This is a genomic window from Pseudomonas sp., from assembly GCF_033723075.1.
In the GTDB taxonomy this organism is placed as follows: domain Bacteria; phylum Pseudomonadota; class Gammaproteobacteria; order Pseudomonadales; family Pseudomonadaceae; genus Aquipseudomonas.
Genome location: NZ_JAWVXU010000014.1, coordinates 12,667 through 28,560, shown reverse-complemented (window position 1 = coordinate 28,560; position 15,894 = coordinate 12,667). Strand labels below are relative to the sequence as shown.

General features: G+C 63.4%; 14 protein-coding genes. 6 read left to right on the top strand and 8 right to left on the bottom strand.

The genetic code is table 11. From position 1 onward, the window contains the following. Positions 1–454: 454 nt before the first annotated feature. From R3355_RS16680 to R3355_RS16660, 5 genes are all read left to right on the top strand, one after another. Entirely contained in the window at positions 455–3,067 is a 2,613-nt protein-coding gene (locus R3355_RS16680; RefSeq protein ID WP_318962185.1) for a YdbH domain-containing protein, read from the top strand. 15 nt (positions 3,068–3,082) lie between these two features. Continuing rightward, the gene (locus R3355_RS16675) at positions 3,083–3,274 is read left to right on the top strand and encodes a YnbE family lipoprotein (RefSeq protein ID WP_079202625.1); all 192 of its coding nucleotides are present in this window, start codon (positions 3,083–3,085) and stop codon (positions 3,272–3,274) included. Between the two features lie 11 nt (positions 3,275–3,285). After that, positions 3,286–3,630 carry a YdbL family protein gene (locus R3355_RS16670; protein ID WP_318962183.1) on the top strand — a complete coding sequence of 115 codons (345 nt, stop codon included), beginning with the start codon at positions 3,286–3,288 and terminating at the stop codon, positions 3,628–3,630. A gap of 224 nt (positions 3,631–3,854) precedes the next feature. Then, a complete protein-coding gene (locus R3355_RS16665; protein ID WP_318962181.1) occupies positions 3,855–4,064 on the top strand; it encodes a hypothetical protein in 210 nt (69 codons plus the stop codon). Between the two features lie 364 nt (positions 4,065–4,428). Then, positions 4,429–4,584: a hypothetical protein gene (locus R3355_RS16660; protein WP_318962180.1), complete on the top strand. Its 156-nt coding sequence runs from the start codon at positions 4,429–4,431 to the stop codon at positions 4,582–4,584. A 422-nt stretch (positions 4,585–5,006) separates the two neighbouring features. On the opposite strand, the gene R3355_RS16655 is transcribed toward R3355_RS16660, so the two are convergent. Together R3355_RS16655 and R3355_RS16650 are read right to left on the bottom strand one after the other, a co-directional pair. Continuing rightward, a complete protein-coding gene (locus R3355_RS16655) occupies positions 5,007–5,780 on the bottom strand; it encodes a TSUP family transporter (protein ID WP_318962178.1) in 774 nt (257 codons plus the stop codon). 107 nt (positions 5,781–5,887) lie between these two features. Further along, the gene (locus R3355_RS16650; RefSeq protein ID WP_413243529.1) at positions 5,888–6,925 is read right to left on the bottom strand and encodes a YeiH family protein; all 1,038 of its coding nucleotides are present in this window, start codon (positions 6,923–6,925) and stop codon (positions 5,888–5,890) included. A gap of 293 nt (positions 6,926–7,218) precedes the next feature. Here R3355_RS16650 and R3355_RS16645 point away from each other — a divergent pair, with 293 nt between their 5' ends. Continuing rightward, positions 7,219–7,902 (top strand): hypothetical protein, encoded by a 684-nt coding sequence (locus tag R3355_RS16645; protein ID WP_318962174.1) that lies wholly within the window; start codon positions 7,219–7,221, stop codon positions 7,900–7,902. A 75-nt stretch (positions 7,903–7,977) separates the two neighbouring features. Here the strand turns inward: R3355_RS16645 and R3355_RS16640 are convergent, their stop codons facing one another. The 6 genes from R3355_RS16640 to R3355_RS16615 form a co-directional block, all read right to left on the bottom strand. After that, complete coding sequence (locus R3355_RS16640) at positions 7,978–8,271, bottom strand: DUF6506 family protein (protein WP_318962173.1); 294 nt, start codon at positions 8,269–8,271, stop codon at positions 7,978–7,980. A gap of 28 nt (positions 8,272–8,299) precedes the next feature. Further along, on the bottom strand, positions 8,300–9,250 hold the full coding sequence (locus R3355_RS16635) for a bifunctional enoyl-CoA hydratase/phosphate acetyltransferase (protein ID WP_318962172.1): 951 nt from the start codon (positions 9,248–9,250) through the stop codon (positions 8,300–8,302). Positions 9,251–9,386: 136 nt separating this feature from the next. After that, positions 9,387–11,147, bottom strand: a complete 1,761-nt coding sequence (gene xsc, locus R3355_RS16630; RefSeq protein ID WP_318962171.1) for a sulfoacetaldehyde acetyltransferase — start codon at positions 11,145–11,147, stop codon at positions 9,387–9,389. Between the two features lie 57 nt (positions 11,148–11,204). Then, positions 11,205–12,317, bottom strand: coding sequence for an alanine dehydrogenase (gene ald, locus R3355_RS16625; RefSeq protein WP_318962170.1), 1,113 nt, complete (start codon positions 12,315–12,317; stop codon positions 11,205–11,207). 279 nt (positions 12,318–12,596) lie between these two features. Then, positions 12,597–14,063: a PLP-dependent aminotransferase family protein gene (locus tag R3355_RS16620; protein WP_318962169.1), complete on the bottom strand. Its 1,467-nt coding sequence runs from the start codon at positions 14,061–14,063 to the stop codon at positions 12,597–12,599. Between the two features lie 218 nt (positions 14,064–14,281). Next, positions 14,282–15,670, bottom strand: coding sequence for an aspartate aminotransferase family protein (locus tag R3355_RS16615; protein ID WP_318962168.1), 1,389 nt, complete (start codon positions 15,668–15,670; stop codon positions 14,282–14,284). Between the last annotated feature and the right edge of the window lie 224 nt (positions 15,671–15,894).

Below are 15,894 nucleotides of genomic sequence, written 5' to 3'. Positions count from 1 at the left end.
TTTCCACTGCACGCCCCGAACGCCCTGTTTAGGGGCATTTCCCGGCCAAAACGCACCCTTCACGCGGTGTTGCGGATCAGTAAGGCCCGCTCTCGCCGTGTCAATCATCCAGAACCGTTCAGCCGGGACAATATCGGCCGCCAGCCAGCCTCCAGAACAATTTCTGACGGCAACTTTTCAGGCATCTCCAGACATATAACCGCTAAACGCCCGGGTATCGCGGGCAATAGCGTCAACCCTGCAACATGGCCTGCCCGCCTCGCCCTGGCTCGGTGATCCTGGCCTGCTCATCGAGCTGCGACCGATGGTCGCGGGTCGCCGCCAACAGCAATAGCCATGGACGCGGCATGGTCGATGGCGAGCACGCCAATTTCTCAACGACCGGCCAGCGGTTGATTGGCAGCCCCCGGCTCATGGGTTAACGTCCTGCCCTCAGCACAATGGAAATGTACTCATGATCAGCCGGCGTTCCGGGCTGCGAATCATCAACGTGCTCATGCTGCTGGTGCTGCTTGGCGGTTACAGCTACTACAGCTGGCTGCGCCTGCTCGAGCGTCACGCGATTCACCAGTTCGACTGGCAGGGGGCAAGCCTGTCGCTCACCGGTATCGGCCTGGCTCGCCTCGACCTCGAGCAGCGCGCCAGTACCGGCGTCACCCGGGTCAATGCGGAGCAACTGCACCTGGGCTGGCAGCAATTCAGCCTGACACCGCCCTTCTGGCAGCATATTCGCCTCGCGCGTCTCGCCGTGGCCCGGCACCCCGCCGTGCAGAATAGCCAGCAGGAGCCCACCGCTACTACCGCGCCCGATCTGCAGCAACTGGCGACAGCATTGGCCTGGCTGCCGCTCAGCCTGCACATCGAGCAGCTCACGGCCGAACTGCCCTGCGCCAGCGGGCGCTGCACGCTGCAAGGCGACCTGCAACTGAAGCAGACGCAAGATACCTCGCGAGCCCTGGAACTGCTGCTCAACCTGCAACACCGCGAGCAACAGCAGGCATGGCGCGCACAGCTGCAGGGCGACGCCCAGGCGGCGGATCTGCAACTGACCCTGGCCGTCGACGGGCAACGCCAACTGAGCCTGCACAGCAGCCTGCGCAACAGCCCTGCCGGCCCGGTATGGAGCGGCGACCTGAGCGCGCCCGATCTCAGCCAGGCCGCAGCCTTGCAGGACTGGCTCAGCCAGTGGGCGCTCGCCCCCGGCGAACGACTGCCCAGTGCCCCGAGCGCGGCGCAACTCTCGGCGACCTGGCAGCTACAGCTGGCCTCCGGCGCCCTGAGCCTGGAGCGACTGCGTAGCGCCAGTGGCCAAGTCAACGCCAGCGCCAGCCTGCCTGAGCCCTGGCCCATCCCGGGCGCGGGTCGGGTGCAAGGCACCTTCGGCGTCGCCGCCCGCGGCGTCGGCGGTCAATGGTTCGCCGAACGCCTGGCCGCCGACTTGCAACTGGATAGAGTGCCCGCCCAGTGGCTGAGCGCGCTGCCGGCCGCCTTGCACCCCGACTCGCTGCACCTGCGAATTCAAGCGTCCAGCCCACTCGCAGAGCTACCCGGCAACCTGGCCGAGCGCTCGCTGCCACTGGCGATCAGCCTGACCAGTAGCGGCGTTAGCCAATTCGACCTGCAGGCCAATCTGGCCCTGGCCAACGCAGCGCCCTGGGCCGCGCAGTTGGACAAGGCGCAGCTCAAGGTCAGCAGCCCGGGCTTGGCGGTCGACGACTGGCAACTGCGCGACCTGAAAGCCACGCTGCACTTCAACGGCTACCTGGACAGCGAGCAACTGCGCCTCAACCTGAGCAAAGGCTCGCAACTCGAGCTGGGCCAACTGAGCAGTGCAGACCTGCGTCTGGCCCAGGTCAGTGCCACCACCCAGGACCTGCAGCTGCACGCGCAGCACCAGGCCGGCACCCTGCAGACGTGGCGCCTGCAGGGCCCCGCCACGCTGGCAGCCCGACGCCTCGAGCACGCCCTCCTCAAGCCCCAGGGCTGGCGCTGGCAAGGCACGCTAACGGCCACCGAACAACAGCTCGAGCTCAACGGCAAGGTGGCGGCAGATACCGATCTGCAGCTGGCCGTGCAACTGCAACACGACAGCCGCCAGGGCCTGCGGCTACAGGCGCAGCTGACTGAAGTGTTTCTGCGCGCCGGCAACCCCCTGAGCACAACCCTGACGGACTGGCCGGCGCTGCTCGATTTCAACAACGGCCGCCTGAGCGGCAACGCCAGCCTCAGCCTCGCCCCGGGCCGCGACTTGCCCGACCTACAGCTTGAACTCAGCGGCAAAGGCCTGGCCGGCATCTATGACCGCAGCGAACTCAGCGGCCTGGATGCGCGCCTGCAACTGCACCTTGATCAGCGCCAGCTCCAGCTCCAGCTGAACGAACTGCGCCTGGAGCAGGTCGACCCGGGCATGCCCATCGGCCCGGCGCTGCTGCGCGGCACCTACAAGGCGGCACGCGCCCAACCCGGCCAGGGTCTGCTTGAGCTGCAACAGGCCCAGGCTGCAGTCATGGGCGGCATGCTCCGCCTCGATCCCGGCCGGTGGGACCTGCAGCAGCGCACGCTGGTGTTTCCCCTGCATCTGCAAGGCCTCGACCTCAATCAGCTCTTCACGCTCTACCCGGCCGAGGGCCTGGCGGGCAGCGGCCTCATCGACGGCCAACTGCCGCTGAGCATCGGCCCCGCCGGCATCGAGATCGAACAGGGACAACTGCACGCGCGCGCCCCGGGCGGGCGCCTGGAGTTTCATTCGGAGCGCATCAGGGCACTGGGGCGCAGCAACCCGGCCATGCAACTGGTGACGCAATCTCTGGAAGACTTTCAGTTCACGACACTGACCAGCCAGGTCGACTATGATCGGCAAGGCAAGTTGCTCCTGGCCATGCGCCTGGAAGGCCGTAACCCGGCAATCGAACGGGGCCGGCCGATCCACTTCAACATCAACCTGGAGGAAGACATCCCGACCCTGCTGGCCAGCCTGCAACTGACCGACAAGGTCAACGAGATCATCAAGCAACGGGTGCAGCAGCGTATGCTGGAGCGCAATGCAGCATCCCCGAAGGAGCCTTAATCAAGGAGAAGCGCCATGCGCTTGCGTAGTTGTTTCGCCGCCCTGCTGATGGGCCTGCTGAGCGTAGCCTGTACCCCCACGGTGCAGCTGGCGATGCCTAACGAGCCGATCAATATCAACCTCAACGTGAAGATCGAGCACGAAATCTACATCAAGGTGGATAAGGCGCTGGACGGCATGTTCAGCGAGTCCAGCGGACTGTTCTAAGGAGCCACACCATGAGCCTGTCAAAACGAATCGTCAGCCTGTTCCTGCTGCTCAGCCTGAGCCTGCCGGTGCTGGCCCTGAACCTCAACGACGCCATGTCCGCCCTCGGCGACGCCAAGGCCAGCGGCCAACTCGGCGAAATGCCCAACGGCTACCTCGGGGTAGTCAAACCCGGCCCCGATGTGGACGAAATCGCCCGTCTGATCAACCAGGCCCGCCGCGCCGAATACCAGAAACTGGCGACCCAGAACGGCATCCAGCTCAGCGACGTGGAAGCCATCGCCGGCAAGAAAGCCATCGAAAAGACCCCACCCGGTCAGTACATCCAATGGCAAGGCCAGTGGCGGCGCAAATAAGCCGACAGACCCTCCCCCCGCGCAGCAAGCAAAACCCCTGAAGCCCGCGCTTCAGGGGTTTTTCATTCTGGTTGAATCTGCGCATTCGTCGTCAGCGGCGCATGGCATCAAGCCCGGCGACTCCCGCTCAACCGCGCGAATGTTCGATAGCGCACAGACCCCAGCCAGGGCCTGGAACAGACTCTGAAGAAACCGGAGCAGCACCAGCTGCAGAAGGACAGACAATGAGCGGCATGACCGATTCGTCCCAAGTGCAACGCATCAATGCACAGTGCAACCGCCCCGAGTGCTACCTGCACAAGCCCAGCGGCGTACGCTACTCGGCTGCCTTTGAGGCGGGCGACAGCTACGCGCTCGATCCCATCTACGGCCAGTCGAAGCACGCCACCACGCAGGACTTGGCCAATGCCGAGATCTGGGAGCGGCTTTCATGAGCAGCCAATCGTACGCGGTCATGGCAGCCACCACGCCAACGCGCCACCGGACGCAAACAGGCGGCATGACCCATCCATGTGTCGCGATATTGAGCGCCTCGCTTGGCCGCACGCGGCTGCATGAATAGTCATGCGCATTGCCTGACATGCCGTATAGTTGCCCCTGAACCAGCCCGCCAGCGCCCTTACGCCCGCATACCCCTGGTGACTTGCGGCGTATTCCCCATCAGAAACTCAAGCTCGACTGGGCTCGCGTGAGCGCGAGGTGTTTAGCTGCGGACGACAAATGCATGAAAACCCTGGTGGCGGCCGTCATGGCGACCACCTCTGCCCACCCCGGGCATCGTATGAAAGGAATTGCTAAATGTTGGTACGTATCATGGCTGTTGTTCTGGCGGGCCTGCTGATCTCGGGCTGTAGCCTGCGCTTACCCGGCATCGGCATCGATATTGGTGACAACGGTGGCGGTGGCGGCCCACCTCATTGCCCACCGGGCCAAGCCAAAAAGGGTAACTGCTGAGATTCGATTGAATCGACTGCAGCCCCCGCCACTCCAGGAAAACCGGCATTCGCCGGTTTTCCTGCTTTGGCGTGCCGAGTACGGCGTAATTCGGCCCGCCGCGAGCGGTCGTTTCGCTAACGCGTGACCGATTTCCAGCATGTTCCGAAACAGGCGGTCATGACTTGCTGAACTCACCGGTCACAGCTTAGCGAAACCCTTCCACCTCGCTGCACATGACCTGACGCGACCGCCCCTCGCCTGTTTTGGGGGATGGCAGCACAGCGAGTAGCCAGGCGTAACATCAACGAATCTCAAGCCACAAAAAACATGGGACCGTGGAGCAGAAGACTCGGTATATCGAACCGCGACCGGGTATACACAACGAAAGATTTTCGAGCGTCACTGGCCGGCGCTCTGGATGACCGGCGCGCGGCCGGGGCTCAGGCAGGCCGTGCCGCCAACAGCCCCGGCAATGAGTCCCAGATCAGGCTGACGCCGGCCAGCGCCATCAGCACGAAGACCAGCCAGCGCACCGCTCGCAGGGACAGCCTCGGCGGATAACGGCGCACCAACCAGCTGACCAGCAGTACCAGCGGCAAGGCTTCGGCACTCAGCCACAGGGTAGACAGGCTCAGCTGCCCTTGCGCCATGACCAGGCCAAGGCGCGCCGCAGCGTTGGCGGCGAACACCGTGATCAGGGTGTTGCGAATGACCTCGTAGCCCAAGGGCTGGCGGTACAGGTGATAGACGATCGGCGGCCCGCCACTAGAGAACAGGCCATTGAGCAACCCGCACAGGCCTCCGGCCAGCCAGAACGAGGGTTGCCCGGACAGTTGCGCCTGCGGCTTGCTTTGCACCACCAGCATCAGGCTGCCGGCGATGATCACCCCACCCAGCAACAGGCGCAGCCAGGCGACTTGCGTATCGTCCAGGGCGCCCAGTCCCCAGATGCCCAGGCTGACCCCGAGCAGGCTGCTCAGCAGCACGGGCATCAACACCGCCCGGTCCAGCTGCGGCTTCGGCCCGCCCAGGGTGCCCATGGCGTTGCCCAGGGTGAGGATGCTGATCACCACCGCCACCTCGGTCAGCGGCACCACTTGCAGGGTGGCGACCAGCCCCAGCAGGATCAGGCCGAAGGCGAAACCGGTGAGGCTCTGAGCGACGGTGGCCAGAGCCACGCACAGCAGAAAAAAACCATGCACCTGCAGACTCATACCGCCTCCATTGCTGGGCACGCCAGTCGGCGTACCCTTGCAGTTACCGCCCGGGCGGCAGCCTGCTGATCAGGCGGGGCGTGTGCAAGTCACCTCTGGCGCTTGCTTCAGCCCAGCCACTTCACCGCGAACAGAATCAGCGTGGCGAGAAACACGGTTTCACTGACCAACAGGGTCGCCGGACGCCAGCCGACTTCCAGCAGCGACTTCAGTGAAGTTTTCATCCCCAGTGCAGCGATGGCCGTGATCAGGCACCAGCGCGACACATCGCTGGCAAACTCCTGCACCTGTGCCGAGGTCACACCACTGCTGTTAATGGCGACGAACAGCACGAAGAAGATGATGAACAAGGGCAACGGCAGTGCCGGGCGAGGACCACCGTCACTGCGCTGACGCAGCAGTAACGACAGACTGAATACGATCGGCACCAGCATCGCCACGCGCAACAGCTTGACCACGGTTGCGGTATCGCCGGTTTCGTCCGACATGCTGTAGCCGGCACCGACCACTTGGGCCACATCGTGAATGGTCGCGCCGAGGAATACCCCGGCCTGCTGGGCGTCCAGGCCGAACCATTGAGCGATCGGCGGGTAGGCGATCATCGCGATGGTGCTCAGCGCGGTCACGCTGATAACGGTGAAGATGGTGTTGCGCTCGCTGTCCTTGTTCTGCGGCAGTACTGCGGAAATCGCCAGCGCCGCCGAGGCGCCGCAGATGCCTACGCTGCCGCCGCTGAGAATGCCGAAATCGCGTGACTGGCCGAGTAGCCGAGACAGGAGGATGCCAAAACTGATGGTCAAGAACACTGCGCCGATCACCACCGCCATCAGCGTGCCACCCAGCGAGAGAATCTGCTCAACGGTGATGCGCATGCCCAGCAGCGCCACGCCGATCCGCAGGATGGTGCTGGAGGTGAAGCGAATACCCGCGACCGCACGCCCTTCCTCGGAGAGGAAGCCCAGCGCCATGCCCAGCAACAAGGCCATCAACATCACCGGGGCACCGTAATGCTCGGAGAGGAAGGCGGCACTGGCGGCGACTATCGCCGAGGCGATGATCCCCGGCAGTAACAGGTTGAGTTTCTGTTTGCGGCGTATGAGCCAGGACGCCGACGGCTGCGTCTCGTCCAGCGACTGGCTGTGCATGGGCGGGATTGTGTGGTGCTGTTTTATTGTCATGTGCTCACCTACACCCTGTGGCTATGAAATCACTGGGTTTCGATGCTAGAGAAAGCCCCGCCGCACCATTAGGACCACCCCAACACCGTCGTAGGGTCCAGCCGACGCCTGCGCGCTTGGCCCAGACAGAAGCCGGCAGCTGGTGCTAATCGGCCTTGGCTGGTCGACCTATAGTGATGTGCGCAGCGTCTTCCGGCCTGAGCGGCGGGACTGCAGGCAAATCAACCCTTGAGGGCGTGCCAAGCCACGCGGAGACACACATGACCCTGGATAACCTGCGCCTCATCCAGCTCGGCGAACGCCTGCGCCAGGCCTGGCAGCAACCACATCCGGCGTTTGCCTCGGGCAGGGATGTGCGCAGCAGCGAGAACGCCCTGTTGCTGCAGTTCTATGGCAGCTTGGTCAAGGCCGCCGGCTGCGGCTGGCAAAACGCCGGCCGCACCCTGGTCGACAAGACCTACCTGCGCATCCTCAAAGATTGCTCTGGACTGGATTTTCAGGGTTTGAGCGTGGATGAACTGGCCGCGCGCCTGGATGGCTTCATTCGCCAGGAGCTGGCGCCACGCTGGGGGAAAATCGCCGAAAGCCGTGGCGCCGAGGGCCTGTCGTTGGCCGCAGAGCTGCTCAAGTCGTGCAGCCTGGCGTTGTTCGCCAGCGAGCACGTGCACACGGCAACCCGCCAGTTGCTGTTCTACCTGTGCCCTCAGTTGCCGCTACTGCCCTGCCCCAACGACCCTCGGCAAAGCATCGACGAACAGCTACAGGTCTACCAAGCCCTGCTCTCCCAGCTACCGGTATTGCCGCGCCCCCAGCAGTTCGCCGGTGACGCGCAGCAGCAGGCGCTGATCCGCCAGCTGATCGAAGGCAGCGACTGGTGGCGTCGGCGGGTGTTGGCCGCCTGGCAGGTTGAAGTAGTTCCTGCTCACTCCGCCATCCCAGTCTGAAGACAACATCAGTAGTCCGGTTTGAGGCGCACAGGCAGGAGCCAGCATGCTGGCGCCTACAGGCCGGGCTCAGGCCTAGCTCTGCTGCAGGCGCTGGCGCGTTTCGGGACTGTAGTGCACGGCGGCCACTGGAATTCGGTCGTCGATGGCTACGCGGATCTGCGCGACTTCGGCCTCGGTGAAGGCGCCGCACAGTTCGATCAGTTGCACATGCCGGGTCAACAATTCCTGCGCTACCAGCACCGCCTCCTCGACCCCCGCCACGCCGCACAGGGTCGCCGCGAAGGTGTCGGACTCGAGGCGCCCGTTGTGGGTGAGGAACTGCATGCCAGGCGCCTTGAAAATAAAGCCATAACGTTGCACAGCCATCGTGGTTCTCCTTCGGTCGCAGGGTTGCTTAGCCAGCCAGCAAGCGGCTTCGCGACTGCCGACAATAATCAATAAAAATGGAAGCCAGGGCGCAGGACGCCAGGCGCGCCTCCAGCGGGTCGGCACGCGAGGTGAGGATGATCGGCACCCGCGCGCCCAGCACCAGGCCGGCGGCCGTGGCACTCATGAAATACACCATCTGTTTGAACAGAAAGTTGCCGGCCTCCAGGTTCGGCACCAACAGGATGTCGGCATTGCCCGCCACCTCGCCGCCGATGCCCTTGATCCGCGCTGCCTCCAGTGACACCGCGTTGTCGAAGGCTAGCGGTCCTTCGACGCAGGCGCCGCGCAGGGCGCCGATCGCCGCCAGTTTGACCAGCTCGGCGGCATCCTGGCTGGACGGCATGCTGCGCGTCACTTCCTCGGTACCGGACAGCACCGCCATACGCGGCATCTCATAGCCCAGTGCGTGCATCAGGTCGATGGCGTTGCGGGCGATATGCACCTTGTCAATGATCGTCGGCTGCACGTTGATCACCGCATCGGTGATCGACAATGCTTTGTTGCTGCCTGGCAGGGTCATGTGGAACACATGGCTGAGACGGCTGGCAGTACGCAGCCCGAGTTCGCGCTTGAGCACTGCACGCAGCAGGGTATCGGTGTGCAGATGCCCCTTCATAAGAGCCGCCGCGTTACCGGCTCCAGCCAGGCTGCAGGCGATTTCGGCGCTCTGTCCTTCCTCACTGGCGTGCAGCAGGCGCAGGTCGTGCAGGTCCCAGTCGAGTTCTTCGGCCAGGGCGCGGATCTGCGCCTGATCACCGACCAGTACCGGTTCGATCAGCCCTTCATCGCAGGCCCGCTTGGCACTGTTCAGGCTTAGCAGATTGACCGGATTGATCACCGCCGTAACCACGCGCGGCAAGGCCTTGGCCCGATCGAGCAGGAACGCCGGGCATTCCCGTGGAATAGTGCTCAACATGCTTGGATTCCTGATTGTTCGCAGTCGAAGCTGCAACGGCGCCCGAAGGCGCCGCTGCAGTGTTCCTTGAGGTCTGTACGGCTAGCCGAGCCAGCCACATAGGCCGCTAGCGGCAGGTGTTCGGCACAAGCCGGTCTTAGACGTAGTCTTTGTACTTCTCGAGGAAGCGCACCGGCTTGGACAGCGCATCGCGGCGGAACGGATCGCCCAGTTCGCGGGTACACATGATCTCGATCACCGTGGTCTTGCCGGCCTTTTGTGCCTCGCAAGCGGCCTTGAGCGCCGGGCCGACGTCTTCCAGACGGTCGACGGTGACGCCTTCGGCCCCCATCGAGCGGGCAATGCCAGCGAAACTCTGGTTTTCCAGCTCGCCTGCGACGAAGCGACGGTTGTAGAAGTCCACCTGGTTCTTCTTCTCCGCGCCCCACTGACGGTTGTGGAACACGATCGAGGTGACCGGGATGTTCTCACGCACGCAGGTCATGATTTCCATCATCGACATGCCCCAGGCGCCGTCGCCGGCGTAGGAGATCGCAGTGCGGTGCGGTGCGGCGACCTTGGCGCCGATGATGGTCGGCAGCGCATAACCGCAGTTGCCGAAGCTCATGGCGGCGAAGAACGAGCGAGGCTTTTCGAAGCGCAGGTAGCTGTTGGACACCGAGTTGATGTTGCCGATGTCGGTGGAGACCATGGCGTCGGCCGGCATGGCCTTCTCCAGTTCACGCAGGACCTGACGTGGGTGCAGGTAGCTGCCCTCCTCGCCGCTCTGCTCCTTGATCATGTCCAGCGAGTATTCGTCCTTCTCGTGGATCCAGCCGTTCAACTCGGTTTCCCAGTCGGCTTTTTCCCTGGCGATTTCCTCGGCACGCGCGCCCTTGTTTTCCAGGCACAGGACGTCGAGGTTCTCCAGGCGAGCGAGCAGATTGACCGCCGCGGCCTTGGCGTCGCCGCAGATGCCCACGGTGATCTTCTTCACCAGGCCGAGCATTTTCGAGTCGCAGTCGATCTGGATCACCTTGGCCTGCTTCGGCCAGTAGTCCATGCCGTGCTGCGGCAGGGTGCCGAATGGGCCCAGGCGAGTACCGAGGGCCAATACCACGTCGGCGCGCGACAGCAGTTTCATTGCCGCCTTGGAACCCTGATAGCCGAGCGGGCCGCACCACAGCTGATGGCTGGCCGGGAAGGAGTCGTTGTGCAGGTAGCTGTTGACCACCGGCGCACCGAGGTATTCGGCCAGCGCCTGGCAGGCCTCGACGGCATCGCCCATGACCACGCCACCACCGGAGATGATCACCGGGTTCTTCGCCCCAGCCAGCAGCTGGGCCGCTTCGGCCAGGCTCTGCTCGCCGCCGGCGCTGCGCTCGATACGGATCGGCGTGGGAATCTCGACGTTGATATCGCCGTAGAAGAAGTCACGCGGAATGTTCAGTTGGGTCGGACCGTTTTCTTGCATGGCCCGATCGAAGCAGCGCCCGGTCAGTTCGGCCATCCGCGCCGGATTAGGCACATGGGCCTGGTACTTGGTGATGGTCTCGAAGAACGGCAGTTGCTGGGCTTCCTGGAAGCCACCGAGACCCTGGCTCATCGAGCCGGTTTCCGGAGTGATCACTACCACCGGGCTGTGCGCCCAGTAGGCGGCGGCGATGGCGGTGACGAAGTTGGTGATGCCAGGGCCGTTCTGAGCGATGCACACGCCGTGACGACCACTGACCCTCGAGAAGCCGTCGGCCATGTGACCGGCGCCCTGCTCGTGGACCACCGGGATAAAACGGATGCCGGCCGGAGCGAAGATATCCATCGCATCCATAAAGGCCGAGCCCATGATGCCAAAGACGTCGGTGACGCCGTTGGCGACCAGGGTTTCTACCATTGCTTCGCTGGGTGTCATGCGTGGCATGTCGATATTCCTCTCGTTACTTAAGGTACAGCGGCTGGGCCGCCGGTTACTCGGGGCTCAGCCGTTGAGCGGCATGGGCGCACAGGGATAGCCGAGGGCCTCGGCCACTTCCGGGCAGGTGACCTGTCCGGCATAGATGTTCAGGCCGTTGGCCAGATGCGGGTCACGGCGTAGTGCCTCCTGCCAGCCCAAGTCGGCCAAGGCGACGATGTGCGGCAAGGTGGCGTTGTTGAGTGCCAGGGTGGAGGTACGGGCCACCGCGCCAGGCATGTTGGCCACGCAGTAATGCACCACGTCGTCGACTATGTAGGTGGGGTCCTGGTGGGTGGTGGCATGCGAGGTCTCAAAGCAGCCACCCTGGTCGATGGCCACATCGACCACCGCCGAACCCGGCTTCATGGCGCGGACCATTTCGGCGGTGACCAACTTAGGCGCGGCAGCGCCGGGGATCAGTACGCCACCGATCACCAGGTCGGCCGAGAGCACGTGCTCTTCGAGTTCCGCGCGGGTCGACAGCACCGTCTGCAACTGGGTGCCGAACTCGCTGACCAGACGGCGCAGCACTTCGACGCTGCGATCCAGTACCACCACTTGCGCGCCCATGCCCAAGGCCATACGCGCGGCATTCGAGCCGACCACACCGCCACCGATGATCACCACCTTGGCCGATGCCACGCCCGGCACGCCGCCGAGCAACACGCCACGCCCGCCACGGGATTTCTCCAGGCAGCTGGCGCCGGCCTGGATCGACATCCGCCCGGCCACTTCCGACATCGGCGCCAGCAGCGGCAGGCCGCCACGGCTAGACGTCACGGTCTCGTAGGCGATGCAGGTGGCACCGCTTTCCATCAGGTCGACGGTCTGCTCGCGATCCGGGGCCAGGTGCAGGTAGGTAAACAGCAGTTGGTCGCGGCGCAGTTGCTTGCGCTCGCTGGCCTGTGGCTCCTTGACCTTGACGATCATCTCGGCGTTGGCAAACACCTCTTCGGCATTGGCGGCGATAGTCGCGCCAGCTGCGCGGTAATCCTCGTCGCTGAAGCCGATGCTGGCGCCAGCCTGGGTTTGCACCAGCACCACATGCCTACGGCTGGTCAGCTCCTGCACACTGGCAGGTACCATACCGACGCGGTACTCGTGGTTCTTGATCTCTTTAGGAACTCCAATAAGCATGCCGATCTCTCCCGTTGTTGTTGTGATGGAGTCTTGGGGCAAGTCGAGCGAGCCGTCTCTTGTTCGCCTTGAAGCAAGGACGGGCTGGCTTGGCGCTAGAGTAGGAGCGCGGAGAAAGAGGCAGATAGAACCAGTTGCGGACCAGCTGTTGCGCCAGGAAAGTCCCGCTTAGCGAGCAGGCGCAAGCGCCCTGCGGCAGGGGCGCAACAAACTGCGAGCACGGTTATGCCCCCCGCCCGAGGCGAGCGAGATCAGCGGTTCAGGTTCAACGACAGCGCTTTAGCTGAGCTGCTGGATCAGCTCGGCGAGCAGTTTGATCCCCGGACGGATGCGCTCGGCGGGAATCGACGAGTAGCCCAGCCGGAAGTAGTTGAGCGGCGGCTGATCGCCGTAGAAATGGATATCACCGGGTTCGATAAGGATGCCGTGGACGGCGGCCTCCTGCTGCAGGCGTCGTGCATCCAGGCTGTCGGGGCCCTTGACCCAATAGCAGGAGCCGCCAAAGCTCGGTTCCTGGGAGGACTCCGGCAGGTACTCATGCAGGGCGTCGCCCATCTGCTGATGACGCTCCTGGTAGGCACGCATCAGGCTCATGATCAATGCATCGTGGTAGCCGCGCTCGAGAAACAGCGCCACCGAACGCTGATTGTTCGCCGCCGGATGGCGCACCATCAGCCGACGCAGAGCGCGCGCCTCGCGGATCAAGGCTTCGGGCCCAACCAGATAGCCAACTCGCAGGCCCGGCGCCAGGGTCTTCGACAGGCTGCCGACGTAGAGCACTCGATCATTCTTATCAAGACTCTTGAGCGCTGGGATCGGGTTGGCCTTGAAGTTGGTCTCGCTCTCGTAGTCGTCCTCGATGATCAGAAAATCGTGCTCATTGGCCCGCTGCAACAGTTCGTAGCGACGTTCCAGGGGCATGGTCACTGTGCTCGGGCACTGGTGGCTGGGGGTGGTATAGATCAGGTCGCAGCCATTCAGCTCATCGCTGAGCACCAGGCCATGGTTGTCCACCGCCAGCGGCTGAACCCGTGACGGGTTGAGCATGGCGATATTGCGGATGTCCATGTAGCCCGGATCTTCGATGCCCATCAGGCTGTCGGGGCGCAGCAGCAGCCGCGCCAGCATGTACAGGCCGTGTTGCGCGCCAACGGTGACCAGGATTTGCTCGGGCGAAGCCCAAACCCCACGACGCGGCAACAGGCGCGTCCTGATCTGCTCCATCAGCAAGGGATCGTCGTTATCGAAGCGGTCCGAAGCCCAATCGCGGATCGCCGGGATGCTCACCGCGTCGCGGCAGCATTCACGCCAGTTGGCGGTAGGAAAAAGGGCCGGGTCGAACTGACCGTAGATAAAGGGGTATTTATAATTCTGCCAGTCGCGTGGTTTGCTCATGTTGCGCTGCTGCGAGGGCTGTACCACCAGCCGCTGCGACCAGTCTGGCGAAGTGCCGCCGGCCTCGTCCCGGGCCGCCCGCGGCGACTCGACCTTGCGCGCCAGCATGTCTGGATTGACGTAGTAACCGCTGCGCTCACGGGCCAACAGGTAGCCATCGTCGAGCAGGTGTTCGTAGGCCAGGACCACGGTGTTGCGCGCGATATTCAGCTGTTTGGCCAGCTTGCGGCTGGACGGCAGCGGGCTGTCGAGCGGGATATTGCCGTTGAGAATGACCTGGGCAATCTGCTCGCGCAGTTGCTGTTGCAAGCTGGTGGATTTTTCGGCAGACAAATGGAACAGCTGGAACATAGCGGCCTCGACTGAACGAACGACAAGCGCTGGCGCCGCATACGGCTCGGCCAGCCACTTCATGATGCTCTTACCAGCACTTGCGTGGCGAGTGCCCAGCAGACTAGCAACAACACTTCGACAAGACTATCTAGCACGCGGCACTCAACGCTGCAGACACGCCAAAACCGGGTCACCCAGCTCAGCTGGGTGCCCGGTCCGCTACGGTTTGGCGAGCCTTATGGATTGGCTGCAAGGCGGCCAAAGGCGTTGTCCAGGGCCGCGACGATCCGATCCAGATCATCCTTGGTGGCGATCAGCGCCGGGCTGAAGCACAGGGTGTTGTTGAACTGCTCGAAGCTGCGGTTGGTCCGCCCGATCATCACCCCTTGGCGCATGCAGTCGGCGACGATGGCAATCGGTAGGCTCTCCGCTACCGGTTCCTTGGTCTGGCGGTCCTTGACCAGTTCCAGGCCACAGAACAGACCCTTGCCGCGCACATCGCCGATTACCTGGTACTTGTCCTGCAGCTCACGCAGGCGAGCCAAGAAGTACTCGCCCATCTGGGTGACGTTCTCCAGCAGGCCTTCCTCTTCAATGATCCGCATGTTCTCCAGCGCCGCCGCCGGGCCTGCGGTGCAACCGCCAAAGGTGCTGATGTCACGGAAGTAGCCCATTCGATCGTCGGCCTCGCCCTTGAACGCTTCGAACACTTCCTCGGTGGTCACGGTGCAGGAGATCGCCGCATAGCCGCTGGCCACGCCCTTGGCCATGGTCACGATGTCCGGCTTGATACCGTAGTGCTGATAGCCGAACCAGGTACCGGTACGGCCCAGGCCACAGACCACTTCGTCGATGTGCAGGAGGATGTCGTACTTCTTGCAGATCGCCTGAATAGTTTCCCAGTAACCGGCCGGCGGAGTGATCACCCCACCCCCAGCGGTAATCGGTTCGAGCACCACGGCACCGACAGTATCCGGTCCTTCGGCGAGGATCACCCGTTCCATTTCCAGCGCGGCGCGCACCCCGTAGTCGGCCACATCTCCGAACTGCGAGCGGTATTCGCAGCAGTGCGGAAACTCGACGAAACCCGGGGTGAAGGGGCCGTATTGGTTCTTGCGCTCGAACTGGCCGGTCGAGCTCAACGCGGTGATAGTGGTGCCGTGGTAGTCGCGCTCGCGGAACAGAATCTTGTACTTTTTGCCGCCGTACTTCTTGTGAGCGATCTGGCGCACGATCTTGTAGGCCTTCTCGTTGGCCTCGGAACCGGAGTTGGAGTAGTACACCCGGCTCAGGCCCGGCATCTTCTCAATCAGCTTCTTGGCGAACAGGGCGCCAGGAATATTGCCGGCGGAGTTGGCGAAGTAATTCATCTTCACCAGCTGATCGCGCACCGCATCGGCGATGCTCTCGCGGCCGTAGCCGACGTTGACGGTCCACACACCGCCGGAAACCGCATCCAGGTATTCATTACCCTTGATGTCCCAAACACGCATGCCCTTGCCTTCGACGATCATCAGCGGATCGTTCTGCTCCAGCGGCTTGTGCTGCGACAGGTGATGCCAGACGTGGGCGCGGTCACTGGCCAAGGCCTCGGCTGCATCGTACTCGTAGGCTGGGTTGTTCATGGTTACCTCCTGACTGGGGCTTTGTTCTTGTTGGTTGGCGGGCGGGTGGCGAACCTGACGCGGCCGCCCTCCTCTGGAACAGAAGCTAAGAGCAAGGCGCAGTCGCGGTTAGAACCAGTTATCCGCCAGTCGTGATGCCAGCCCGCCGAGCGCGCCACTGGACCAGCCGCGCACTACCGACTGGCCCTTAAAAGCGCGTGCAAATAGCCCGAGCATGGGGCCAT